This is a genomic window from Aliiglaciecola sp. LCG003 (assembly GCF_030316135.1).
Classification (GTDB): Bacteria; Pseudomonadota; Gammaproteobacteria; order Enterobacterales; family Alteromonadaceae; genus Aliiglaciecola.
This window is the reverse complement of the sequence record NZ_CP128185.1, coordinates 2,334,128-2,352,197: the sequence shown is the minus strand read 5'-3', so window position 1 is coordinate 2,352,197 and position 18,070 is coordinate 2,334,128. Positions and strand designations below refer to the sequence as shown.

The window sequence follows — 18,070 nt, the reverse complement described above, 5'->3', positions numbered from 1 at the left end:
ACATGCCTGATGAATATATCAACATAGAACCAGAATCAGTATCAATTCAGGCTCATCTAAATATTATACAAAATGTGATTCAAAGAATGTCTGCCAATAGTGGCAGTTGTAAGGCTTGGTGCGTTACTCTAGTGTCAGCAGTGTTAGTAATTGTAGCTGATAAAGGAAAGCCAGAATATGCATGGATAGCATTACTCCCTACCTTTGTATTTGGTGCATTGGATGCTTACTACTTAGCTTTAGAAAAAGCGTTTAGAAATTCGTACAACGAATTTATTTCAAAAGTGCATAAAAAAAAGCTTAAAGAGGCTGACCTATTTTCAGTAAATCCTTCTGGCGATATTAATAAGTTGCAAATAGAGGCATGTAAATCTTTTTCAGTATGGGGGTTCTACTTGTCATTGATTGCTCTAATAGCGATAACTAAGATGGTAGCGCTGGGATAAATATATGCAACTTGCATGGAATAAATAGGTATAGGGAAGTTATGAAATTCATCGAAAGAATTAAGCTGTTTAACTTTAAAAAATTTTTAAATTTTGAAGTTCAATTTACTGAAGAAGTAAATTTATTGATTGGTGACAATGAGGCAGGGAAAAGTAGCATACTCTCCGCTATTGAGCTTGTACTAAGTGGCAGTAAATCTAAAATAGAAACAATTGGCATTGATAACTTATTTAATAAAAAAGTTATCAATGACTTTTTAGTTTCAGATAAAAGCATTGAAAATCTTCCCGCTCTGCGTATTGAGCTGTATTTGAATGATCAAGATAATCCTCATTTAAATGGAAAGGTTAATTCTGAAGGTGTTGCTTGTGATGGGCTGGTTTTAACATGTGAGCCAAATGAAGAGTTAACTCACGAAATATCAGAGGTTTTAGCACAAGCAGAAAGCAACTTTCCTTTCGAATATTACGTTGTTAATTTTGCAACTTTTTCAGGCCAAGCATATTCGGGTTATAGAAAATTCTTAAAGCATCTAGCCTTAGATAGCTCTCAAATAAATAATGATTATGCAACCAAGGAATATATTAAGTCGGTATATGACAACTTTGTTGAGCAAACAGAGAGAATAAAGCTAAAAAATGAATATAGACAACAAAAAGTAGCTTTCACAGAAACCAACCTTAAAACCATAAATGACAAACTTGATGAATATCAGTTTTCGCTTAGAACTGGCTCTAAATCAAATTTGGAAACTGATCTGAATATTGTTGAAGATGATGTCCCTATCGAAAACAAAGGCAAAGGTAGGCAATGTTTTATTAAAACAGAGTTTGCATTAAGAGAGCATGATGCAGATAAGCCAATAGACGTATTATTGTTAGAAGAGCCTGAAAACCACCTAAGTCATACAAATATGAAAAAGCTGGTTCACAGGATATCAGAGTCACATGCTAGACAAATCTTTATTGCTACTCACAATAGCCTAATAAGCACTAGATTAAATTTACGCAACGCAATACTATTAAATAGTTCTTCTGCCGAACCTCTTACCATGAAAGGTTTACCAGAAGACACTGCTAAATTCTTCATGAAAGCGCCCGACAATAATGTTTTAGAATTTATACTGTCGGCAAAGGTCATATTAGTCGAAGGCGATGCCGAATATATCCTGTTGGACTCACTTTATTCATCGGTATCTGGCTCTACATTAGAAGCAGATGATATTCATGTTATTTCCGTTGGTGGTACAAGTTTTAAAAGATATCTAGACATAGCAAAAACCTTAGGTATACGAACTGCTGTTATACGTGACAATGATGGAGACTACCAAACAAACTGTGTTGACGGTTATGTTAACTACAGGGCTGATAATATTGGTATTTTTTACGATGATGATAATGCCAATAATACGTTTGAAGTTTGCCTATATACCTTAAATCAAGAGATTTGTGATGAGCTTTGGCAGGCGGGCCGGAGAGCTTTGTCTGTGCAAGAATTTATGCTGAAAAACAAGGCAGACTGTGCATTTGAGTTATTAGATAAGAAAGCTGATCATATTGAAACACCTGACTATATCAAGAGAGCTTTCCAATGGATAAACGAGTAGTTTTTGCTGTAGCAGGCTCAGGTAAAACAAGTCACATAATAAATGGGTTAACTATTGAGTCTAAAACTTTAATATTAACTTATACGGATAATAACTTATCGAACCTAAAGCATAGGATAATGCAAAAGTTTGGTAAAATTCCATCGGGAATTAAAGTGTACTCATACTTTCAATTCTTGTACTCATTTTGTTTTAGACCTCTATATGGTCACAAACTTAAGACTAAAGGCATTAATTGGCATGTCCCTCCATTTAATACCTTAAAAATGAAACGAAATGATAGTAGGTTTTATATCGATAGCCATAATAGGTTGTACTCCAATCGAATAGCAAAATTAATTGAACAAGTGGGCATTATTGATGAAGTCGTTCAGCGTATAGAAAAGTATTTTAACTGCATTTGTATTGATGAGGTTCAAGATTTTGCAGGACACGATTTCAACTTTTTATTACGCATTTTTCCAGCAAATATCGACCAGTTATTTGTGGGAGACTTTTATCAGCATACATTTGATACGTCTAGAGATGGAAATGTAAATAAGTCACTTCATGATTGCTACGACAAATACAAAGATAAATTTACAAAAGTTGGTTATGTAGTCGATGAAGAATTACTCTCTAGGAGTCACCGTTGTAGTCCAATAGTGTGTGATTTTGTAAGTGAAAATTTATCTATACAAATTGACTCTCATCGAAGTGACCAGACCAATATTGAGTTTATAGAATGTAAGAATCAAGCTACGGAAATGATGAATTGCCCAGATACAGCCAAACTTTTTTACCAAGACAGTAGAAAGTACAAAGGGTATACAGAAAACTGGGGAGCTACTAAAGGGCTAGATTGTTTCGAAAATATTTGCATTATTTTGAATCCAAATACATTAAAGCACTTTCAGAATGGCAATCTTAGAGAGCTTAAACCTCAGACTAAAAATAAACTGTATGTTGCATTTACAAGAGCTAAGCAGAATATCTACCTCATTCCTGAAAAATTAATTAAACATATGAAAAGTTAGCTTTCGATTCATATTCTTAATGGACGTAATTCCTACTAATTTATTTGTAAGTACATTTTTATTATCTTGCTTGCACCAAATGGCATATTTCTGAACCTAATTTGGATTAAGCCTTTGCCTTGTATTACTAAGGTAAAGTACTAACCGATCTCAAGTAGCTTAAAAATTTTGTCTTCAGAGACGGACAAAGTTTTTATAGCAAGATAAGCTTATTAAAACTTTAATTGTAAGGAAATTTAGCATGTCTCTCCCTAAAGACAACCCTGTGAATTTTTGTAAAGCATTTATTAAAAGAGAGCTTGACGATCACAAAGAAAAACAAATATGGATGTCATATTGGCCTGTAATGGAAAGAATGATTGAACGAGCCGATGAGCTGCGGCTTCCATTTCGAGAACTAGTAGAAGCTTTTGGCTACTCGGACATGTATGAAGGTTGCCCTCCCGATAATGCATATATATGGCTAACATTGGAGCATATTTGGGGTAGCTTTGACTTCCGAAAAGAAGATGTGATTAAAGCCAGAGAGGAATTCAAAGAACTTAAAGCATTGAAAGATGAAATTGTTGAATTAGCATTAAAGCTTGCTGAAAAGCTACAACGGCAATCAGAGCAGTATGAAACATCAGGTTTTTCAAAGCCTGAGTATCAATTTATAGACGACTTGATTGAACAGGCTAGCGAAGGTAACTATCTGTATAAGACACACGTTTCAGAAAAGTTGAAATCGTTAACATATCAATATGACCTTAAATATTGGCCTAGTAGGTCAGAGTTAATATCTGCTGTTGCAAACTTTGAAGAAACACAGCCTAGTCCAAGACATTGCCAGTTTCCTGATCATGTTATCAATGGGCGACAGTCTGACTTTAAAGATTTTGTAATTGCTTTTGATGATAAGTTTGACGAATTGAATGGTTTGCCAACAAACTTTCGTTTTAGCAATAACGCTATTGCCGATATTATTAATGTTGTGCTTGACTTACCCAGCGATAAACTTGCGTCAGGTGATGCGGTTAGAAATGTACGCAGTAAGCATGGGAATTTGAAAGGTTAATATCTACTCATCACAGGGATGTTTAGCACAATAGCATTTAAAGGAGTTAATATGAGCGTGAAAAACTTAAATGAACAAAAACTTAAGCGTAGGCTGTTGTCATTAATGTCGGAATTTAATGCACTGTACCAGCAGAAACAGCCTTCCCACCACTTTAAGAGTATCTGTGTATTCGATAACTATCAGCTTTATGTTTCAGAGTTCCTTATAAAAAAAATAGATCAGCAAGTCACACGTAATAATGACTTTATGATTATTCACGACATAAAGTATAAGCGTGATGAACTATCAATTAGCTATACATCCCAACATGATTATGATGAGTTGATTGAAACGCTCGACTGCAAAGGCTAAATGCTAATTGAGCAACTCCTAAGTAATTTTTCTAGCAACAACAATACTAATTCTCGTTGAAAATACTGATATTTGTCTTCAATATCCAAATTAGAAATTTTATGAAGATGTATTTTGCCAGTGTAATGAATAATTCTTTCTAAATGAAAATCTTCGAAGATATATATCTTGTCAGCCCAGCCTAGCAACTCTTCAGTGCAAAGCGTTGTACCAGCTTTTTCAACATATTTTTTGCTTAAACCTGCCGATTGGTATTTACTTGCTTTATCAATTGCGCTGAAAAGCTCTTGAGCAGTGCGACTTCGATTAACGTTAGAGGTGCATAGAAATAATATGTTCATTTACGTTACCTACTAACAAAATATATCAAATTATAATTGCACAGATTAGGCAACATTCAATTGCTTCATTTGGTCAGATGACAGTACAGATAAATTGTATTGATAGCCTTCTTCTGTATTTACTATCTCCCAACAGGCGAAATTTGCTCGTTCCATACTTGGATCATGAGAGAGAAACCAACCTGCACGAAGTGAATTTGGCTTTTGCTTGTTCAATGAAATGACTATTTTATCGCAAAGGTGATCTACTAAAAGTACTCGTTCTTTTACTTGTTCTGCATGACTCCCCGTAGCGAAAAAAAGAACGCACTCATCAGACATAGCATTGATAAGCATCAAAAGTATTTTGAGGCGAGAAGGCATAGTCCAATTCAAGTTAATAATACCGCCTTTTACATGATCGAGTTCGTCCAGCGTAATGATTCTTTCAATTGGCCTACTGAAATTTTCCGCGACAAACTCTGGAGTAGCTTGCAAAGGCTGCTCATAAATAATGAATACTTTCTTTAAAGGAGGGAGTTTATTTATTATTTCACTTATTAAAAGCTGTTCTTTTGACCCAAGGCAGTTGCCAATCACGACATAGCCCTTCGCATTTGAGGGCATTTGTAGTGAGTAGTCCGGCTTTGGAAAAGATGGTAATTCCCTATTTAGATCTTCAAAGGATTCTACCGGCAATTGGTCTTCTTTCATGTTTATATCTTATTATTTCTTAAACTATAAACTGATGTTAACTTATTGATTTGTATAAAGTAAATAATACACAATGAGTACTGTTGAATGCATCTAATAAGGCAATGAAACTACACAAGTATGATTTTATTAAGGAAAATTTGTTAAATTCAAAAAATAAGCGTATAAAATTTTTATCAAAAAAGAGTTAATTTTTTAGGGTAGAGTAAAACAAATCATAGAATTTCTATTCTGGTTTGTCTGTTTGAATGATAGAATTAAATGCTCTAATGATTTGAGGTTTACACTGAAGGTCGAAATAGCCTTTTGTTAACCACAATAAAAGGATGAATTTAGTTTACACTTTATGGTTTTAAGGGGATTTTTATCTTAGTTTACACTTTTTTGATGAAATTATCGGTTTTTAAACTTCTAAGAGGTGTGTCAACTCTATATAATTCATTGTATTCGCCGTTATTTTTCCTTAAACCATTACTCACCCACCCACCCATGATGTTGTTTACATATGAAAAAAAAAGGATATTTGGGGCTGGTAAAAGTAGTGCGATTGATACGGTTAAAAGAGTATTAGAGCATTACGGCAAAACCGTGGTGTGTACCAGAGAGCCAGGTGGTACACCCATGGCAGAGTCGATTCGTGAGTGTGTAAAACACGATTGGCAAGAAGAAGTGACCATAGAAGCTGAACTATTATTAATGTACGCGGCACGGTCGCAATTGCTGGCAAATGTGATAAAACCAAATTTAGCGAAAGGCAATTGGGTTATTGGAGATCGCCATGATCTTTCATCTCAGGCTTATCAAGGGGGAGGTCGAGGGGTTTCGCAACAAAAAATGACCATTTTAAGAGATTTGGCTTTGAACGGTTTTAGCCCGGACTTCACGCTTTATTTGGATGTTGAGCCGCAAGAAGGTTTAAAGCGTGCAAAAGGCAGGGGAGAGCTAGATCGTATTGAATTAGCGGGGATCGATTTTTTTGAACGCACCCGAGATCGCTATTTACAACTTGCCGCCAATAACCAGAGTATAGTAACCATCAATACCATGCAGCATATTGATAAAGTTCATGACGATATACGCCAATCATTAGCTACGTTTATGGGCGCCTGATCATGTATCCTTGGTTAAGCCAGCGGCTCACTCAACTAATTGACAGATTAACCAATAATTCTTTGCATCATGCATTGTTGGTGCAAGGGTTAGTTGGCATTGGTAAAAAAGCTTTTGGTGAACAACTGAGTCAGTTTATATTGTGTAAAAAAGGCGGTGAACAGGCCTGCGGTCAATGCCAATCTTGTATGCTTTATGCCGCTCAATCCCATCCAGATATGCATAGAATTGTGTCAGAAAAACAAATTGGCGTTGATTTGATTCGGGATGCAATTAAAAAGCTAACGGGCACCGCGCAGTTGTCAGGCAATAAAGTGTTGCTGATTGAAAAAGCAGACACTATGACAGAGTCTGCGGCAAATGCATTGCTTAAAACACTTGAAGAACCAACCAATAATACTTTTATATTATTACTTACAGCTAAACCTGATCGTTTGCTGGCGACCATAAAAAGTCGCTGTGAAAAAGTCACTTTAGTGGGTCCAGACACACAAGCTTGTATCGATTGGCTTGCCGAACAAGGTCATGCAGGGGTAGATGAGCAATTTGTTCGTTTGTATAGCAATGCGCCGCTGCGTGTTTTGGATGAGTTAGAAAAAGATAGTGGCGTCACTTACGAGGATTTCATTCAAGGGCTTAATGCGCTTCAGGCAGGCGCTGCCAGTGCAATAGAATTGTCAGAAAAGTGGCAATCAGACTCAGAGCAAATAGTGGTATGGTTACAACATCAAATTAGAACGCTACAACTGCGTAATGTCACCGATAGTGTCGGTTTCGAAATGGAAGAAAGGGCTATACATGCCAGCCAAGCGTTAATTAACCCAGGGGTAAATCGGATTTTAATATTAGCCGGGCTACTTACCCGATTTTCACTATTGAACAGTAAATATTCATCATAGATAGGCTTAAAATATAATATGTTTGTGGATTCTCATTGTCACCTTGACCGTTTAGGCAAAAGCCCTGAAGAATTGAAAGAAGTAATTGCCTTTGCTCAACTGCGCGGCGTAGAGCATTTTCTGTGTGTTGCAGTATCGGTCAAAGACTTTCCCTCAATGATGGAACAAGTGCAAGCATTACCATCAGTATCCATGTCCTGTGGTGTCCATCCACTGCATCAGGAAGACGCTTGTAGTTTTGAAGAATTACTTAATATGGCTTCTGATAAAAGCGTTGTCGCGATTGGGGAAACTGGCTTAGATTATTTCTACAGCGCTGAAACCAAAGAAGTTCAACTGACCTCTTTTGTCGACCATATTAAAGTTGCTAATCAACTGAAAAAGCCGTTGATCATCCATACTCGTGACGCCAGAGAAGACACCATTAATCTTCTAAAAGAGCATAAAGGTCCTGACATTAAAGGGGTGTTACATTGCTTTACCGAAACATTGGAAATGGCCGAATCGGCGATGGAAATGGGTTTCTATATCTCCATTTCAGGGATCGTAACCTTTAAGTCAGCTACAGAGTTACAACAAGTAGTAAAAGCAGTACCGCTGGACAGATTGCTAATTGAAACCGATTCACCTTGGTTGGCCCCAGTGCCATACCGTGGAAAGCAAAATCAACCTGGATACGTGGTTGAAGTTGCTGAATTTATCGCCGAACTAAAAGGTATTAGCGTGGAACAATTAGCCCGACAAACCACGAAGAATTTCTATACCTTGTTTGAGCACATAGGCGCAACCCCATTACAAGCCAAGTAGAGGCACAAAGTATCACCCTTTGTTTAAACTAACCGTTAGCTAATGGTAACTGTCAAAATGTCATTTGAGCAGTTTTTGTATCACTTACGAATTCGGTTCACTGGGTAAGTTTTTACTAGGAGGAGGGTTGACTAAATTCCTATTAGCTAATAAACATGAAGGATTGCAAAATGGTTGATGATACAAAGGTTGAAGTTAGCTTTAGGTTCTTGAATTTAGATAAATTTCAAGCCTTAACGCTAAGCAGAGAAGTAAACGACGCTACATATGAAACACACGCCCAGAAGGATTGTTTCATCGGGCGCATCTTGCTCAAAGAACAAAATTTAGATGATATAAACCATTTCTTTATCAGGCAAAAAGTAGATATTCAAGATTGTGATATTTTTATCTGTGCCCAGTCACAAAGTCACAGTAATACGTTCAATGCCCCACGAATAGTAAATCAGATTCTAAAAGACATTGATTGCAAGCTAACCTTCTCGGTTACCTCAGCTGAAGATCGGAAACTATAACAAAGTAAAGTTATAGATAGCATTCGATAACCGAATCATTCTTAACAAGACACCCATAATCATTCTTAACAAGACACCCATCATTAACATAAACACATCCATCGTATTTCTCATAGCATTGTGGTGGGTGTCTCTATAAGTTGCATTGTGGTGGGTGTTTCTATAAGTTCCTGGTATGCTGAGCAATATTTTGCCACTTTCATTGTTATTAACAAAGTGATGCAATTGCTGCTCAATGGCCTTGATGCGAGTGCGTGTGTCTTCATATTCTGCCTTTAACTCGCGCATCATGGTTTTCAACTGGTTACTGCGTTGTTCGCTATCAATTACTTGGGCTAATCCTGCACACAAGGCCACGTGGCCACAAGGAAATATTACCCCAAATTCACTTAACAACCCGCGTATCTGGTTACTCAGGGCCGTTTTGTTTCTAATTAAGCGCTCTCGAATTCGATGCAAGCAATTAATTTCTTGCTGTTGCTCAGATTTAACGGGGACAAAGCGGATATGTGAGCGCTGGCTTCTGCTATGGCAAAAGCGTCGTTATGGTCATTCTTGTTGCCTCGCACAAAAGGCGTGACATGTTGAGCAGGTATAAGCTTGGTATCATGACCTAATTTAGCAATTTCACGCCCCAGTAAAGCGATGAATAACAGGCTTCCATCACCACCAACGTAGGTGGTTGTTGGCGCATAAAATCAAGTAACTCAGTCCGTTTTAATTTCTTATTAAATTGCGGTTTAATATGTTCATTTACTCCGCACACTTGAAATACAGTCTTTGCCAAACCGATGGTAATTGTTTTAAGCTTCATATTGGACGTTCCCTATGTAAATAGTCTTGTTTAAGAACTACTATTTTGGCGCATTGACGCCGTATTGGGGAGCGTCCATCTCATCACCCATGAGAAAGACGGAGTGGTGCCTGTCCATGTAAGAAATTGATTGTTTTTATGATGGGTGTCCACGTAATTCTTTTTATGATGGGTGTCTTGTTAATATTCATTTATGATGGGTGTCTTGTTAATAATGCTTTAATTATGTCAGCGGTACTGCCTCGTTGCTAATGGGGATTTCCGACGGCCAGGAATTTGCTGATGGAGACTTTTTTATTAACGGTGTCAATATGGGATTGGTATTTAACGGTACCACAGTACCAGTAACACCAGGCAGCACTGTTACTAACGGTGGGTTATGGGACTTGCTGGAAGTTGATATTACGTCGTTTTTATCAGTGGGTATGAACTCCTTGAATATTACCCACACTGGATTGGGTGATGCACTAAGTGCAATTCACTATCAGGTAATCTTGCCAGCAGGAAGTGCACCTGAACAACCTGATCCGAATGATATCCCAGAGCTGCATATTCCGGTCCATCGGGATCACCTTTTCTGGCTATTCGGGATCACTGATTCTGATTTCATCGGGATCATCTATTCCGGTTTCATCGGGATCACTTTTGGGATGTCACCAGAATGATGACTTCTACCTAATAGAATCTTAATTGACGCGTTGATATTCAACATATTTGCTAGCCTAGTTCCTTTTTGTCTGGAGCAGTCATGGCTACAAAGAGGTTTACAATGCGTAATATCAGAGAAATCCTACGACTTCATTTTGAAGCCCAGCTCAGTCTACGAAAAATCAGTATCTGCACGAAAGCCAGTATTGGTGGTGTGCAAAAGTTGCTTGCTAAAGTTAAGCACTGCGAACTTACTTGGCCGTTACCCGATGATATGGATGACGTTGCGCTGGCAAGATTGTTGTATCCACAATCAGACCCTAGGCCGTCCCGCCACTATCAGTTGCCTGCTTGGACTGAAGTGCATCAAGAACTCAAGGGCAAAGGCGTGACCAAGCACCTGCTGTGGGAGGAATATACCCAGCAGTATCCTAATCGCAGCTATAGCTACTCGCAATATTGCCATCATTATGAGGTATGGCGTGCTAAACAGCGCCGTTCCATGCGCCAAATCCATAAAGCGGGCGAAACTCTGTTTGTCGATTATGCTGGGCAGACGGTGCCAATTGTCAGCGGTAGCTCTGGTGAAGTACGCACCGCACAGATATTCGTTGCGGTGATGGGCGCAACCAACTATACCTTCGCTGAAGCGACCTATAGTCAGAGTTTGCCCGACTGGCTGAATAGTCATGCCAGAGCCTTTAACTTCTTAGGCGGTGTGCCACAAATGGTGGTGCCAGATAACTTAAAAAGCGGAGTAACTAAAGCCTGTCGTTACGACCCTGATGTGAATCCGGCGTATCAACAACTGGCCGCTCACTATGGGGTGGCTATTGTGCCTGCCAGGCCGTATAAACCTAAAGATAAAGCCAAGGCTGAAGTGGGTGTGCAAATCATTGAGCGCTGGATATTGGCACGCTTACGTCATCACACCTTCTTCTCATTGGCCGAGCTAAACACCTGCATCAAAGCCTTACTGGTTGAGGTGAACAACAAGCCCTTTAAACAGTTCAAGGGCAGTCGCCGAACTTGGTTCGAGTCCATTGATAAACCGGTGCTCTTGCCGCTGCCTAAACACACCTACCAGTACACCGATATCAAGCAGGTCAAAGTCAATATTGATTACCACGTCCAGTATGATGAGCACTTGTACTCGGTGCCCCATCATCTGGTCGGCGAGCGCATTGAGCTATATGCCAAGGCCAATGTGATTGAATTACTGTTCCACAACAACCTCGTTGCTAGTCACGCTAGACAGTATCGCGCAGGCATGAGTACCACACCCAGTCACATGCCGACCCAACATGAAAAACATCATCAATGGTCCAAAGGCAGACTCATGAATTGGGCCAAAGATATCGGTGGCGAGGTGCTTGCTTGGGTCAAAACTCAGCTCAACAGCAAACAGCATGAGCAACAGGCTTATCGTGTGTGTTTAGGTCTACTGAGCCTGTCTCGCCAATATCCACCACAGCGCATCGACAAGGCCTGCGCCATTGCCAACCAACACAGTCTTTATCGACTCAAGCACATCAAAGATATCCTTAGTAGCAACCAAGACAAACTGCATCCTGATACACCGGAACAGCCCTCACTGCTACCCCAATCCCACGAGAATATCCGTGGCCCACAAAGCTTCCACTAATCAAGGAGACATCATGATAAATAATACTCTCACCCAACTACGCCAGCTCAAACTCACCGGCATGGCAAAAGCTCTGACGATGCAAACTGAACAACCTGGCAACTACGATGCTTTAAGCTTCGATGAGCGACTCCAACTGATGACCGACTGCGAACAACATGAGCGGGAGCAGCGTAAACAACAGCGATTGCTCAAAGCCGCCAAATTGAAAATCAACGCCACTGCACGGGATATAGATTACAGCCAGCCAAGGGGACTAAAGCAAGCTATGATGGCCTCTCTGTTGCAATGTGACTGGGTAAACAAGCACCAGAACCTGCTACTCACCGGTCCTTGCGGCAGCGGTAAGACTTATCTGGCCTGTGCTTTAGCGCACACCGCTTGCACCAAAGGTTACAGCGCGAAATACTACCGACTCTCTCGATTAATGCTAGAACTGACCCAAGCAAAAGCTGATGGCACCTACAGCAAGGCGCTACAGCATCTGGCCCGCATGAACATGCTCATTCTGGATGACTGGGGGCTGGAACCACTTAAAGCCGCACACCGGAACGATCTGATGGAAATCATGGATGATAGAAACGGCAGCTCATCGACTGTGATCATCAGTCAGTTACCGACCGATCAGTGGTATCAGTCTATTGGCGATAATACGTTGGCAGACGCGATTCTAGACAGGCTCATGCACAACGCTCACCGGATCAATTTAAAAGGGGAGTCGATGAGAAAAATACAATCTGAGTTGACCCATCGGGATCACTTAGGGTAAAACACAGACTCGTCCAATGCGTCAAAGATTAGTGATCCCGATGAAACCGGAATGACTGATCCTTATCACCAGAATATGCAAGAGCCAACTACATTAGCGATTTTTGCTCTAGGATTGATAGGATTAGCATCACGTCGTAAATTTTCCTAATCAGATAATCATTCTGATTTATCGGTAAAAGCACCACTATTAAGTTGGTGCTTTTTTATTTCCAGCAAACATTTCTCATAGCTTTACTATTAGTCTGATGATTCTGTGTTGTTGGCTAACACATTCTGCTGATATTGCTTTGAACACTCCAACTGCAATTACCTAATTAGTATGACAATGCCACTATAAACAACATTTTTTATATTTTTTGCCACTGTTACATAGGCAAGGGTCATTTCGCTTTAGCTGTATTTCTGCTGAATCTGCATACAGCACTCCACTGTCATAACGCCATCGCTGGTCTTCGATTATAAAGTCAGATTTTTCATGTAAAACAAAAAATTGTTGTTGAATTTTATAATAGGCTTTGAATTCAACTTGGTTGTCAGACGGTCGAGCTATGATTGATAAGGACAGCCATTGGCAGTCCCCATCACTATTTTCTAACTCAGCAACTGTCAGTGCATTACGTTTGGCGGCACTGTAAGTGGCTAATACGTAATCATATCGTTTTAGAAAATAAGCGCTGAAACGAGATCGCATTAACTGCTCAGGGGTGTCAGGGCATTCATTTGAATCGATGAATCGGCCGCAACATTTGGCTAGATCAATTTGGGAGCCGCAAGGGCAGAGTGTTTTCATCTGAGTCACAGGTTGAATAATATTACGGATCAATTCTATCGCTTTGTTGATTACTACACGCTATTATTTTACTTTATTTTTTGAAAAAATTGGTGTGTTGAATATGGTTGGTGAGGTTAATTTAGCGCGGCTGTTGGCGGATATGTCGCCTAGTTTGTCAGAAGCTGAATTCGTATTTTATTCTAGTGATGAACTTGATTGGAACACCATCGCACAATTGGACCCAAAATCTGTATTCATCGAAGAAGAAGGAATATCGCTTATTTTAGCGGTGGACAATGCACGCCATCTATCACTTGATGATGATACTACTTACAAATGCATTACATTGAATGTCCATTCTAGTTTAGAGGCAGTGGGGCTTACGGCAGCAGTGTCACACGCACTTACCCAAGCTAACATCAGTGCTAATGTTGTGGCAGCCTATTACCATGATCACATTTTTGTGAATGCCTCTGACGCCAACCGAGCACTTGAGGTGTTAAACCAATTATCTGATGCTCAATAGCTAGTTCAATACCAAGGACAACTTACACACTTCAGGACTGTAATAATTAGTCAGTTGAATAAACGCTCGTTAGTTCCAGGGTCCTACGACAAGATTTTTTGGCGTAGCGCTATCAAGGGTAAGATTAACCAAAGTGACATAATGCAGCTCACATAAATATTTCAGGCGTTGAATTCTTAAGTCATCTAAATGCAATTCTTCAACAAACAAGATAGAACATTGACCACCCTCAACAATTTTTTCTAACCAAACAAATAAAATTTCATCATTAGGTTTCTTCAGCCGGATAGCTCCGTCTACATCCGAATTAAAGGCTATATTGTTTGACAGTAAATACATCCATTTCGATTCTGGTAAATGAGAGAGACCATTTAGGGCCTTAAAGTTTTGAAAATGCAGCTTGTTGTATGCTGGGTTTAATTCAGTGATATCGGTTGAATGTAATAACGCCATGGTCAATCTCGCTCGTGTATGTTTATACAGTGTTTGATATACATTAGTACTGTATAAACATACATGCAAGTTATTTTTACTTAAATACTTAAATACTTAAATACTTAAATAATTGCTTGGTATTTAATCGAAGAGTCACTTTTATTTGAATCAAAGATACAAAGAAGCGTTATTGCAACTGACTGGATAAATCGAACATCAAGTCGGAACAATATTTACATTTGGTTGCGATGCTAGAGACGAAGTGTGTGTGGTGTATAGGGTTCGTCAAGTTTGACGATGGCCGGGTGAAGCTCATGTGGCTATTTTTAATCCCCGTGATAATGTACTTTATCCTATAAATGAAAAACGTCCAGGGAGTATTGAAAAGTGTGATGGATGGCAGCGTCTAGCATTTTTTATCGGAGTAGAAGCTGTTTAAGTCACGCTGGGGCGTAAGAGCGGTAGCATAATTTTTATTGCTGCTACCGTTTCCATGCTCTTAGTAGTTTATCTTTTCTAAACCATAATAGAATTAGCACCATCAGCCAATAGGCACTGGGCTGAATAATGTCAGATTTAACTGACCAAATATAATGTAAAGCGATCAACACTGCGGCCACATATACAAAATTATGTAGAGATTGCCATTTCCTGCCCATCTTTCGTTGCGCCCAAGTTGTTGAGGAGGCCGTTAACGAAAGTAGTATGCACAGGGCCACAAAGCCAACCGTTATATAGGGGCGTTTAATAATCTCAGAAAGCAGTAATTGCCATTCAAATTGGAGTTCAAACACAATATAACTGCCGAAGTGTGCCAGTGCATAAGTGAATGAATATAAGCCAAGCAAGCGACGTACGCGGATCAACGCAGCTAACCGAAAGCGCTTTGCTAATGGACTGACGCACAACGAAATTAACAATATATTGAATGCACCAATACCGGTGAAATATAAAATAGCTTCTACCGGATCGCCGCCAAGTTGGTCCGTCAAACCCAGCTGATACACCCATATAATTGGTGCTAAACAACTGATATGGATAACGACTTTTAGCCAAAAGATACGTTTTGCAGAGAGTTTCAGCATCAGTTAAAAGTATCGCCTTAAATCCATGTCTTTATACAACGCTGCCACTTCATCATAGCCATTAAACATTTGTGTTGGGATACGATTGCGGCTAAGTAATCCGCCGCTTGTTAGGCGCCGTTCCCGGTCTTGGCTCCAGCGTGGATGGGCCACATTAGGGTTTACGTTGGCGTAAAAGCCATATTCGTTGGGGGCCAAAATATTCCAAGTTACCGGTGGTTTTTTATCGGTAAGGGTAATTTTCACAATGGATTTAATACTTTTAAAGCCATATTTCCAAGGCACAACTAAGCGGATCGGCGCGCCATTTTGAGCGGGTAGGGTTTTGCCATACAAGCCAACAGACATCAAGGTGAGGGGGTGCAAGGCTTCATCCAAACGTAAACCTTCTACATAGGGATAATCCACACCTCCGCCAACAAATCGGCTTTTCTGACCGGGCATCTGTTTGGGATCATATAAGGTTTCAAAGGCCACATATTTAGCGCTGCTCAAGGGCTTGGCTTTGTTGATCAAACTGGCTAATGAAAAGCCAATCCAAGGGATCACCATCGACCATGCTTCAACACAGCGCAGGCGATATATGCGTTCCTCCAAAGGAAAGGCAGTGGTTAGATCCTCATAACCAAGGGTTACGGGTTTTTCAACCAATCCATCCACTTTCAATGTCCAGGGATCGACTTTGAACTGCTGGGCATTTTCGACCGGATCAGACTTGCCGGTACCGAATTCGTAGAAGTTATTATGAGAGATTATCTTCTGCTCAGGCGTTAACGTCTCATCTGTCCTAAATTGAGGTGTTTTCGAAAACTCTAATTTGTGGGTTTGAAAACGTGCTTTGTCATCATCAGAAAACCATCCTATTGCGTTAGCAGAAGGTGACGATATTAGTGAGCTGGCGCCAACAAAACCTAATGTTTTAAGGATCTTCCTGCGATCATTATAGATCTTTTCATCTGTCACTTGATGTTCGGCAATGTCACTTTTTCGACTGCTTTTAATTAGCATTTTCTGATTTCCTTTACTCACTTATCATATCTATACGAACAGATAGACTTTTTAGAGTAAAAATTACATCACAATTCTATCACGACAGCTTGGATTAGAATTTTGGGGCTTGTATGTCAAAACTAAACCGTGAAATTGTCGCTGCTGCCGCCCGAGGTTGGTAAAAATAAAGTATTGTAGAGTTTTGCTGAAAACCCGTCTGTCATGCCCGAAATGTAATCAGAAATTACCCGATATCCGTTACCATCAGATTCCGCTTCAAGCCATCTCGCTTTAGTATTATCAGGCAATAATCTTTCTGGATCTGAAGCGAAAGCTTCGAATAACTCCATCACTATCTGTTGTCCTTTGTATTCAAGCAGTTGAATTTCAGGTTTGCGGATCACTCGCTGAAACACAAAAGATTTGAACAGTGTCAAGGCATCAGCTGATTGTTCCGGAAAGGCAGCATGATAGCGCAAAATAGGTTGGTCAAAATCGGCTGGATTTTGTTTGATTTCTATCGAAGTGATGAAGGCGTTTACCAATGCACCTATGGCATCCTTGCGTTGAAAATGTAGCGGGCTAAATAACTGCTCCGTTAAGCTATCGATGGATGTTGATAAACTAAACGCTTCCAAAGGTTTAATGTGTTGGGCAACTTCCTGTTGGAATTGGTCTCGATTGACAATTCCCATCACTATGGCATCTTCCAGATCGTGAATGCCGTAGGCAATATCATCGGCTAATTCCATAATTGAGCAATCAAAGGATTTGAATTTAGTCTTACTATGCTTATCGTCGTACTGGCTGAACGACATAAACAAGTTTTGATCGTTGACGCTAAGTGGCGCTAACATCCATTCGAAGACGCTCTCATCACAGCGGTATAATCCTTTGGGCGGGTGCCAAGATTCTGCTTTTACCTGTCGATGGGGAATGGGTTGTTTTTGTGCTGCTCGATGATTTAAGCTGTCGAGAAAGTTAGGATATTTAACCAATCCCAGCACGGTGCGGCGGCTTAAATTCATACCGTGCTCAAGGGTATAAGGTTCTAATTTACTGACAATTCTGAAGGTTTGGCCATTTCCTTCGAATCCACCATGTTGATGCATCTTATAATGCAAAGCGATCTCACCACCATGCCCGTAGGGCGGATGACCAATATCATGGGCTAAGCACAGGGCCTCAATCAAGTGATCGTTAAGTTGCAAGGTTTCCGTCAATTCAGGATATTTTGAGCGTAACTGGGCGGCTATACCTTGACCGATTTGAGATGCCTCTAATGAGTGGGTAAGACGGGTACGATAAAAATCGCTCATCCCCACACCTAAAACCTGAGTTTTGGCCTGTAGACGACGAAACGCAGCTGAGTGCAATATTCGAGCTTTATCTCGTTGAAATGGATTACGATGATCTCCCTGGCGAATCGATTGGCCTGATCCCCTGCGTTCACTCCACATGCTTTAACTCCAATTTTGATGTTCTGGGTGATATGTTCAACTTGCGACCTATTATCGACTAATTTTTGAGGCTCAGCGG

Annotated in this window: 21 protein-coding genes and 1 pseudogene; 14 read left to right on the top strand and 8 right to left on the bottom strand. The window is 39.9% G+C overall.

Annotated elements, in window-relative coordinates; genetic code table 11:
* Positions 1-2 precede the first annotated feature (2 nt).
* The 5 genes from QR722_RS10115 (at position 3) to QR722_RS10095 (ending at position 4,480) form a co-directional block, all read left to right on the top strand.
* A complete protein-coding gene (locus QR722_RS10115) occupies positions 3-446 on the top strand; it encodes a hypothetical protein (RefSeq protein ID WP_095730050.1) in 444 nt (147 codons plus the stop codon).
* Between the two features lie 41 nt (positions 447-487).
* Positions 488-2,053 (top strand): ATP-dependent nuclease, encoded by a 1,566-nt coding sequence (locus tag QR722_RS10110; protein ID WP_286282708.1) that lies wholly within the window; start codon positions 488-490, stop codon positions 2,051-2,053.
* Positions 2,038-3,069, top strand: coding sequence for a DNA helicase UvrD (locus QR722_RS10105; protein WP_286282706.1), 1,032 nt, complete (start codon positions 2,038-2,040; stop codon positions 3,067-3,069). The genes QR722_RS10110 and QR722_RS10105 overlap by 16 nt, the downstream gene beginning before the upstream one ends.
* Before the next feature lie 265 nt (positions 3,070-3,334).
* Entirely contained in the window at positions 3,335-4,126 is a 792-nt protein-coding gene (locus tag QR722_RS10100) for a hypothetical protein (RefSeq protein WP_286282705.1), read from the top strand.
* Positions 4,127-4,177: 51 nt separating this feature from the next.
* Positions 4,178-4,480, top strand: coding sequence for a hypothetical protein (locus tag QR722_RS10095; RefSeq protein WP_286282704.1), 303 nt, complete (start codon positions 4,178-4,180; stop codon positions 4,478-4,480).
* Here the strand turns inward: QR722_RS10095 and QR722_RS10090 are convergent.
* Positions 4,477-4,821: a low molecular weight phosphatase family protein gene (locus tag QR722_RS10090; protein WP_286282703.1), complete on the bottom strand. Its 345-nt coding sequence runs from the start codon at positions 4,819-4,821 to the stop codon at positions 4,477-4,479. The genes QR722_RS10095 and QR722_RS10090 overlap by 4 nt on opposite strands.
* Before the next feature lie 45 nt (positions 4,822-4,866).
* On the bottom strand, positions 4,867-5,514 hold the full coding sequence (locus QR722_RS10085) for a hypothetical protein (protein ID WP_286282702.1): 648 nt from the start codon (positions 5,512-5,514) through the stop codon (positions 4,867-4,869).
* Positions 5,515-6,003: 489 nt separating this feature from the next.
* On the opposite strand from QR722_RS10085, the gene tmk reads away from it, so the two are divergent.
* The 4 genes from tmk (at position 6,004) to QR722_RS10065 (ending at position 8,845) form a co-directional block, all read left to right on the top strand.
* Positions 6,004-6,624 carry a dTMP kinase gene (tmk, locus tag QR722_RS10080; RefSeq protein ID WP_286287642.1) on the top strand — a complete coding sequence of 207 codons (621 nt, stop codon included), beginning with the start codon at positions 6,004-6,006 and terminating at the stop codon, positions 6,622-6,624.
* 2 nt (positions 6,625-6,626) lie between these two features.
* Positions 6,627-7,523: a DNA polymerase III subunit delta' gene (gene holB / locus QR722_RS10075; protein ID WP_286282701.1), complete on the top strand. Its 897-nt coding sequence runs from the start codon at positions 6,627-6,629 to the stop codon at positions 7,521-7,523.
* 18 nt (positions 7,524-7,541) lie between these two features.
* A complete protein-coding gene (locus QR722_RS10070) occupies positions 7,542-8,330 on the top strand; it encodes a TatD family hydrolase (protein ID WP_286282700.1) in 789 nt (262 codons plus the stop codon).
* A 170-nt stretch (positions 8,331-8,500) separates the two neighbouring features.
* Positions 8,501-8,845, top strand: a complete 345-nt coding sequence (locus QR722_RS10065) for a hypothetical protein (RefSeq protein WP_286282699.1) — start codon at positions 8,501-8,503, stop codon at positions 8,843-8,845.
* Between the two features lie 368 nt (positions 8,846-9,213).
* Here QR722_RS10065 and QR722_RS10060 read toward each other — a convergent pair.
* Positions 9,214-9,659: pseudogene (locus tag QR722_RS10060) on the bottom strand (IS110 family RNA-guided transposase); the annotation flags it as partial.
* A 311-nt stretch (positions 9,660-9,970) separates the two neighbouring features.
* Here QR722_RS10060 and QR722_RS10055 point away from each other — a divergent pair.
* From QR722_RS10055 to QR722_RS19395, 4 genes are all read left to right on the top strand, one after another.
* A complete protein-coding gene (locus tag QR722_RS10055) occupies positions 9,971-10,324 on the top strand; it encodes a hypothetical protein (RefSeq protein WP_286282698.1) in 354 nt (117 codons plus the stop codon).
* 83 nt (positions 10,325-10,407) lie between these two features.
* The gene (istA, locus tag QR722_RS10050; RefSeq protein WP_286282697.1) at positions 10,408-11,952 is read left to right on the top strand and encodes an IS21 family transposase; all 1,545 of its coding nucleotides are present in this window, start codon (positions 10,408-10,410) and stop codon (positions 11,950-11,952) included.
* A 10-nt stretch (positions 11,953-11,962) separates the two neighbouring features.
* Entirely contained in the window at positions 11,963-12,721 is a 759-nt protein-coding gene (gene istB / locus QR722_RS10045) for an IS21-like element helper ATPase IstB (protein WP_286287614.1), read from the top strand.
* Positions 12,722-12,772: 51 nt separating this feature from the next.
* Entirely contained in the window at positions 12,773-12,871 is a 99-nt protein-coding gene (locus QR722_RS19395; RefSeq protein WP_353506880.1) for a PEP-CTERM sorting domain-containing protein, read from the top strand.
* Positions 12,872-13,054: 183 nt separating this feature from the next.
* Here QR722_RS19395 and QR722_RS10040 read toward each other — a convergent pair whose 3' ends face one another.
* Positions 13,055-13,546, bottom strand: coding sequence for a YchJ family protein (locus QR722_RS10040; protein ID WP_286282696.1), 492 nt, complete (start codon positions 13,544-13,546; stop codon positions 13,055-13,057).
* Between the two features lie 10 nt (positions 13,547-13,556).
* Between QR722_RS10040 and QR722_RS10035 the strand changes: the two genes are divergently transcribed.
* Positions 13,557-14,021: an ACT domain-containing protein gene (locus tag QR722_RS10035; RefSeq protein ID WP_353506879.1), complete on the top strand. Its 465-nt coding sequence runs from the start codon at positions 13,557-13,559 to the stop codon at positions 14,019-14,021.
* Between the two features lie 69 nt (positions 14,022-14,090).
* Here the strand turns inward: QR722_RS10035 and QR722_RS10030 are convergent, their stop codons facing one another.
* From QR722_RS10030 to QR722_RS10015, 4 genes are all read right to left on the bottom strand, one after another.
* The gene (locus QR722_RS10030) at positions 14,091-14,474 is read right to left on the bottom strand and encodes a hypothetical protein (protein ID WP_286282695.1); all 384 of its coding nucleotides are present in this window, start codon (positions 14,472-14,474) and stop codon (positions 14,091-14,093) included.
* A 464-nt stretch (positions 14,475-14,938) separates the two neighbouring features.
* Positions 14,939-15,541: a protein-methionine-sulfoxide reductase heme-binding subunit MsrQ gene (gene msrQ / locus QR722_RS10025; protein ID WP_286282694.1), complete on the bottom strand. Its 603-nt coding sequence runs from the start codon at positions 15,539-15,541 to the stop codon at positions 14,939-14,941.
* A 3-nt stretch (positions 15,542-15,544) separates the two neighbouring features.
* Positions 15,545-16,549, bottom strand: a complete 1,005-nt coding sequence (gene msrP, locus QR722_RS10020) for a protein-methionine-sulfoxide reductase catalytic subunit MsrP (protein ID WP_286282693.1) — start codon at positions 16,547-16,549, stop codon at positions 15,545-15,547.
* Between the two features lie 122 nt (positions 16,550-16,671).
* Complete coding sequence (locus QR722_RS10015) at positions 16,672-17,991, bottom strand: anti-phage deoxyguanosine triphosphatase (RefSeq protein ID WP_286282692.1); 1,320 nt, start codon at positions 17,989-17,991, stop codon at positions 16,672-16,674.
* Between the last annotated feature and the right edge of the window lie 79 nt (positions 17,992-18,070).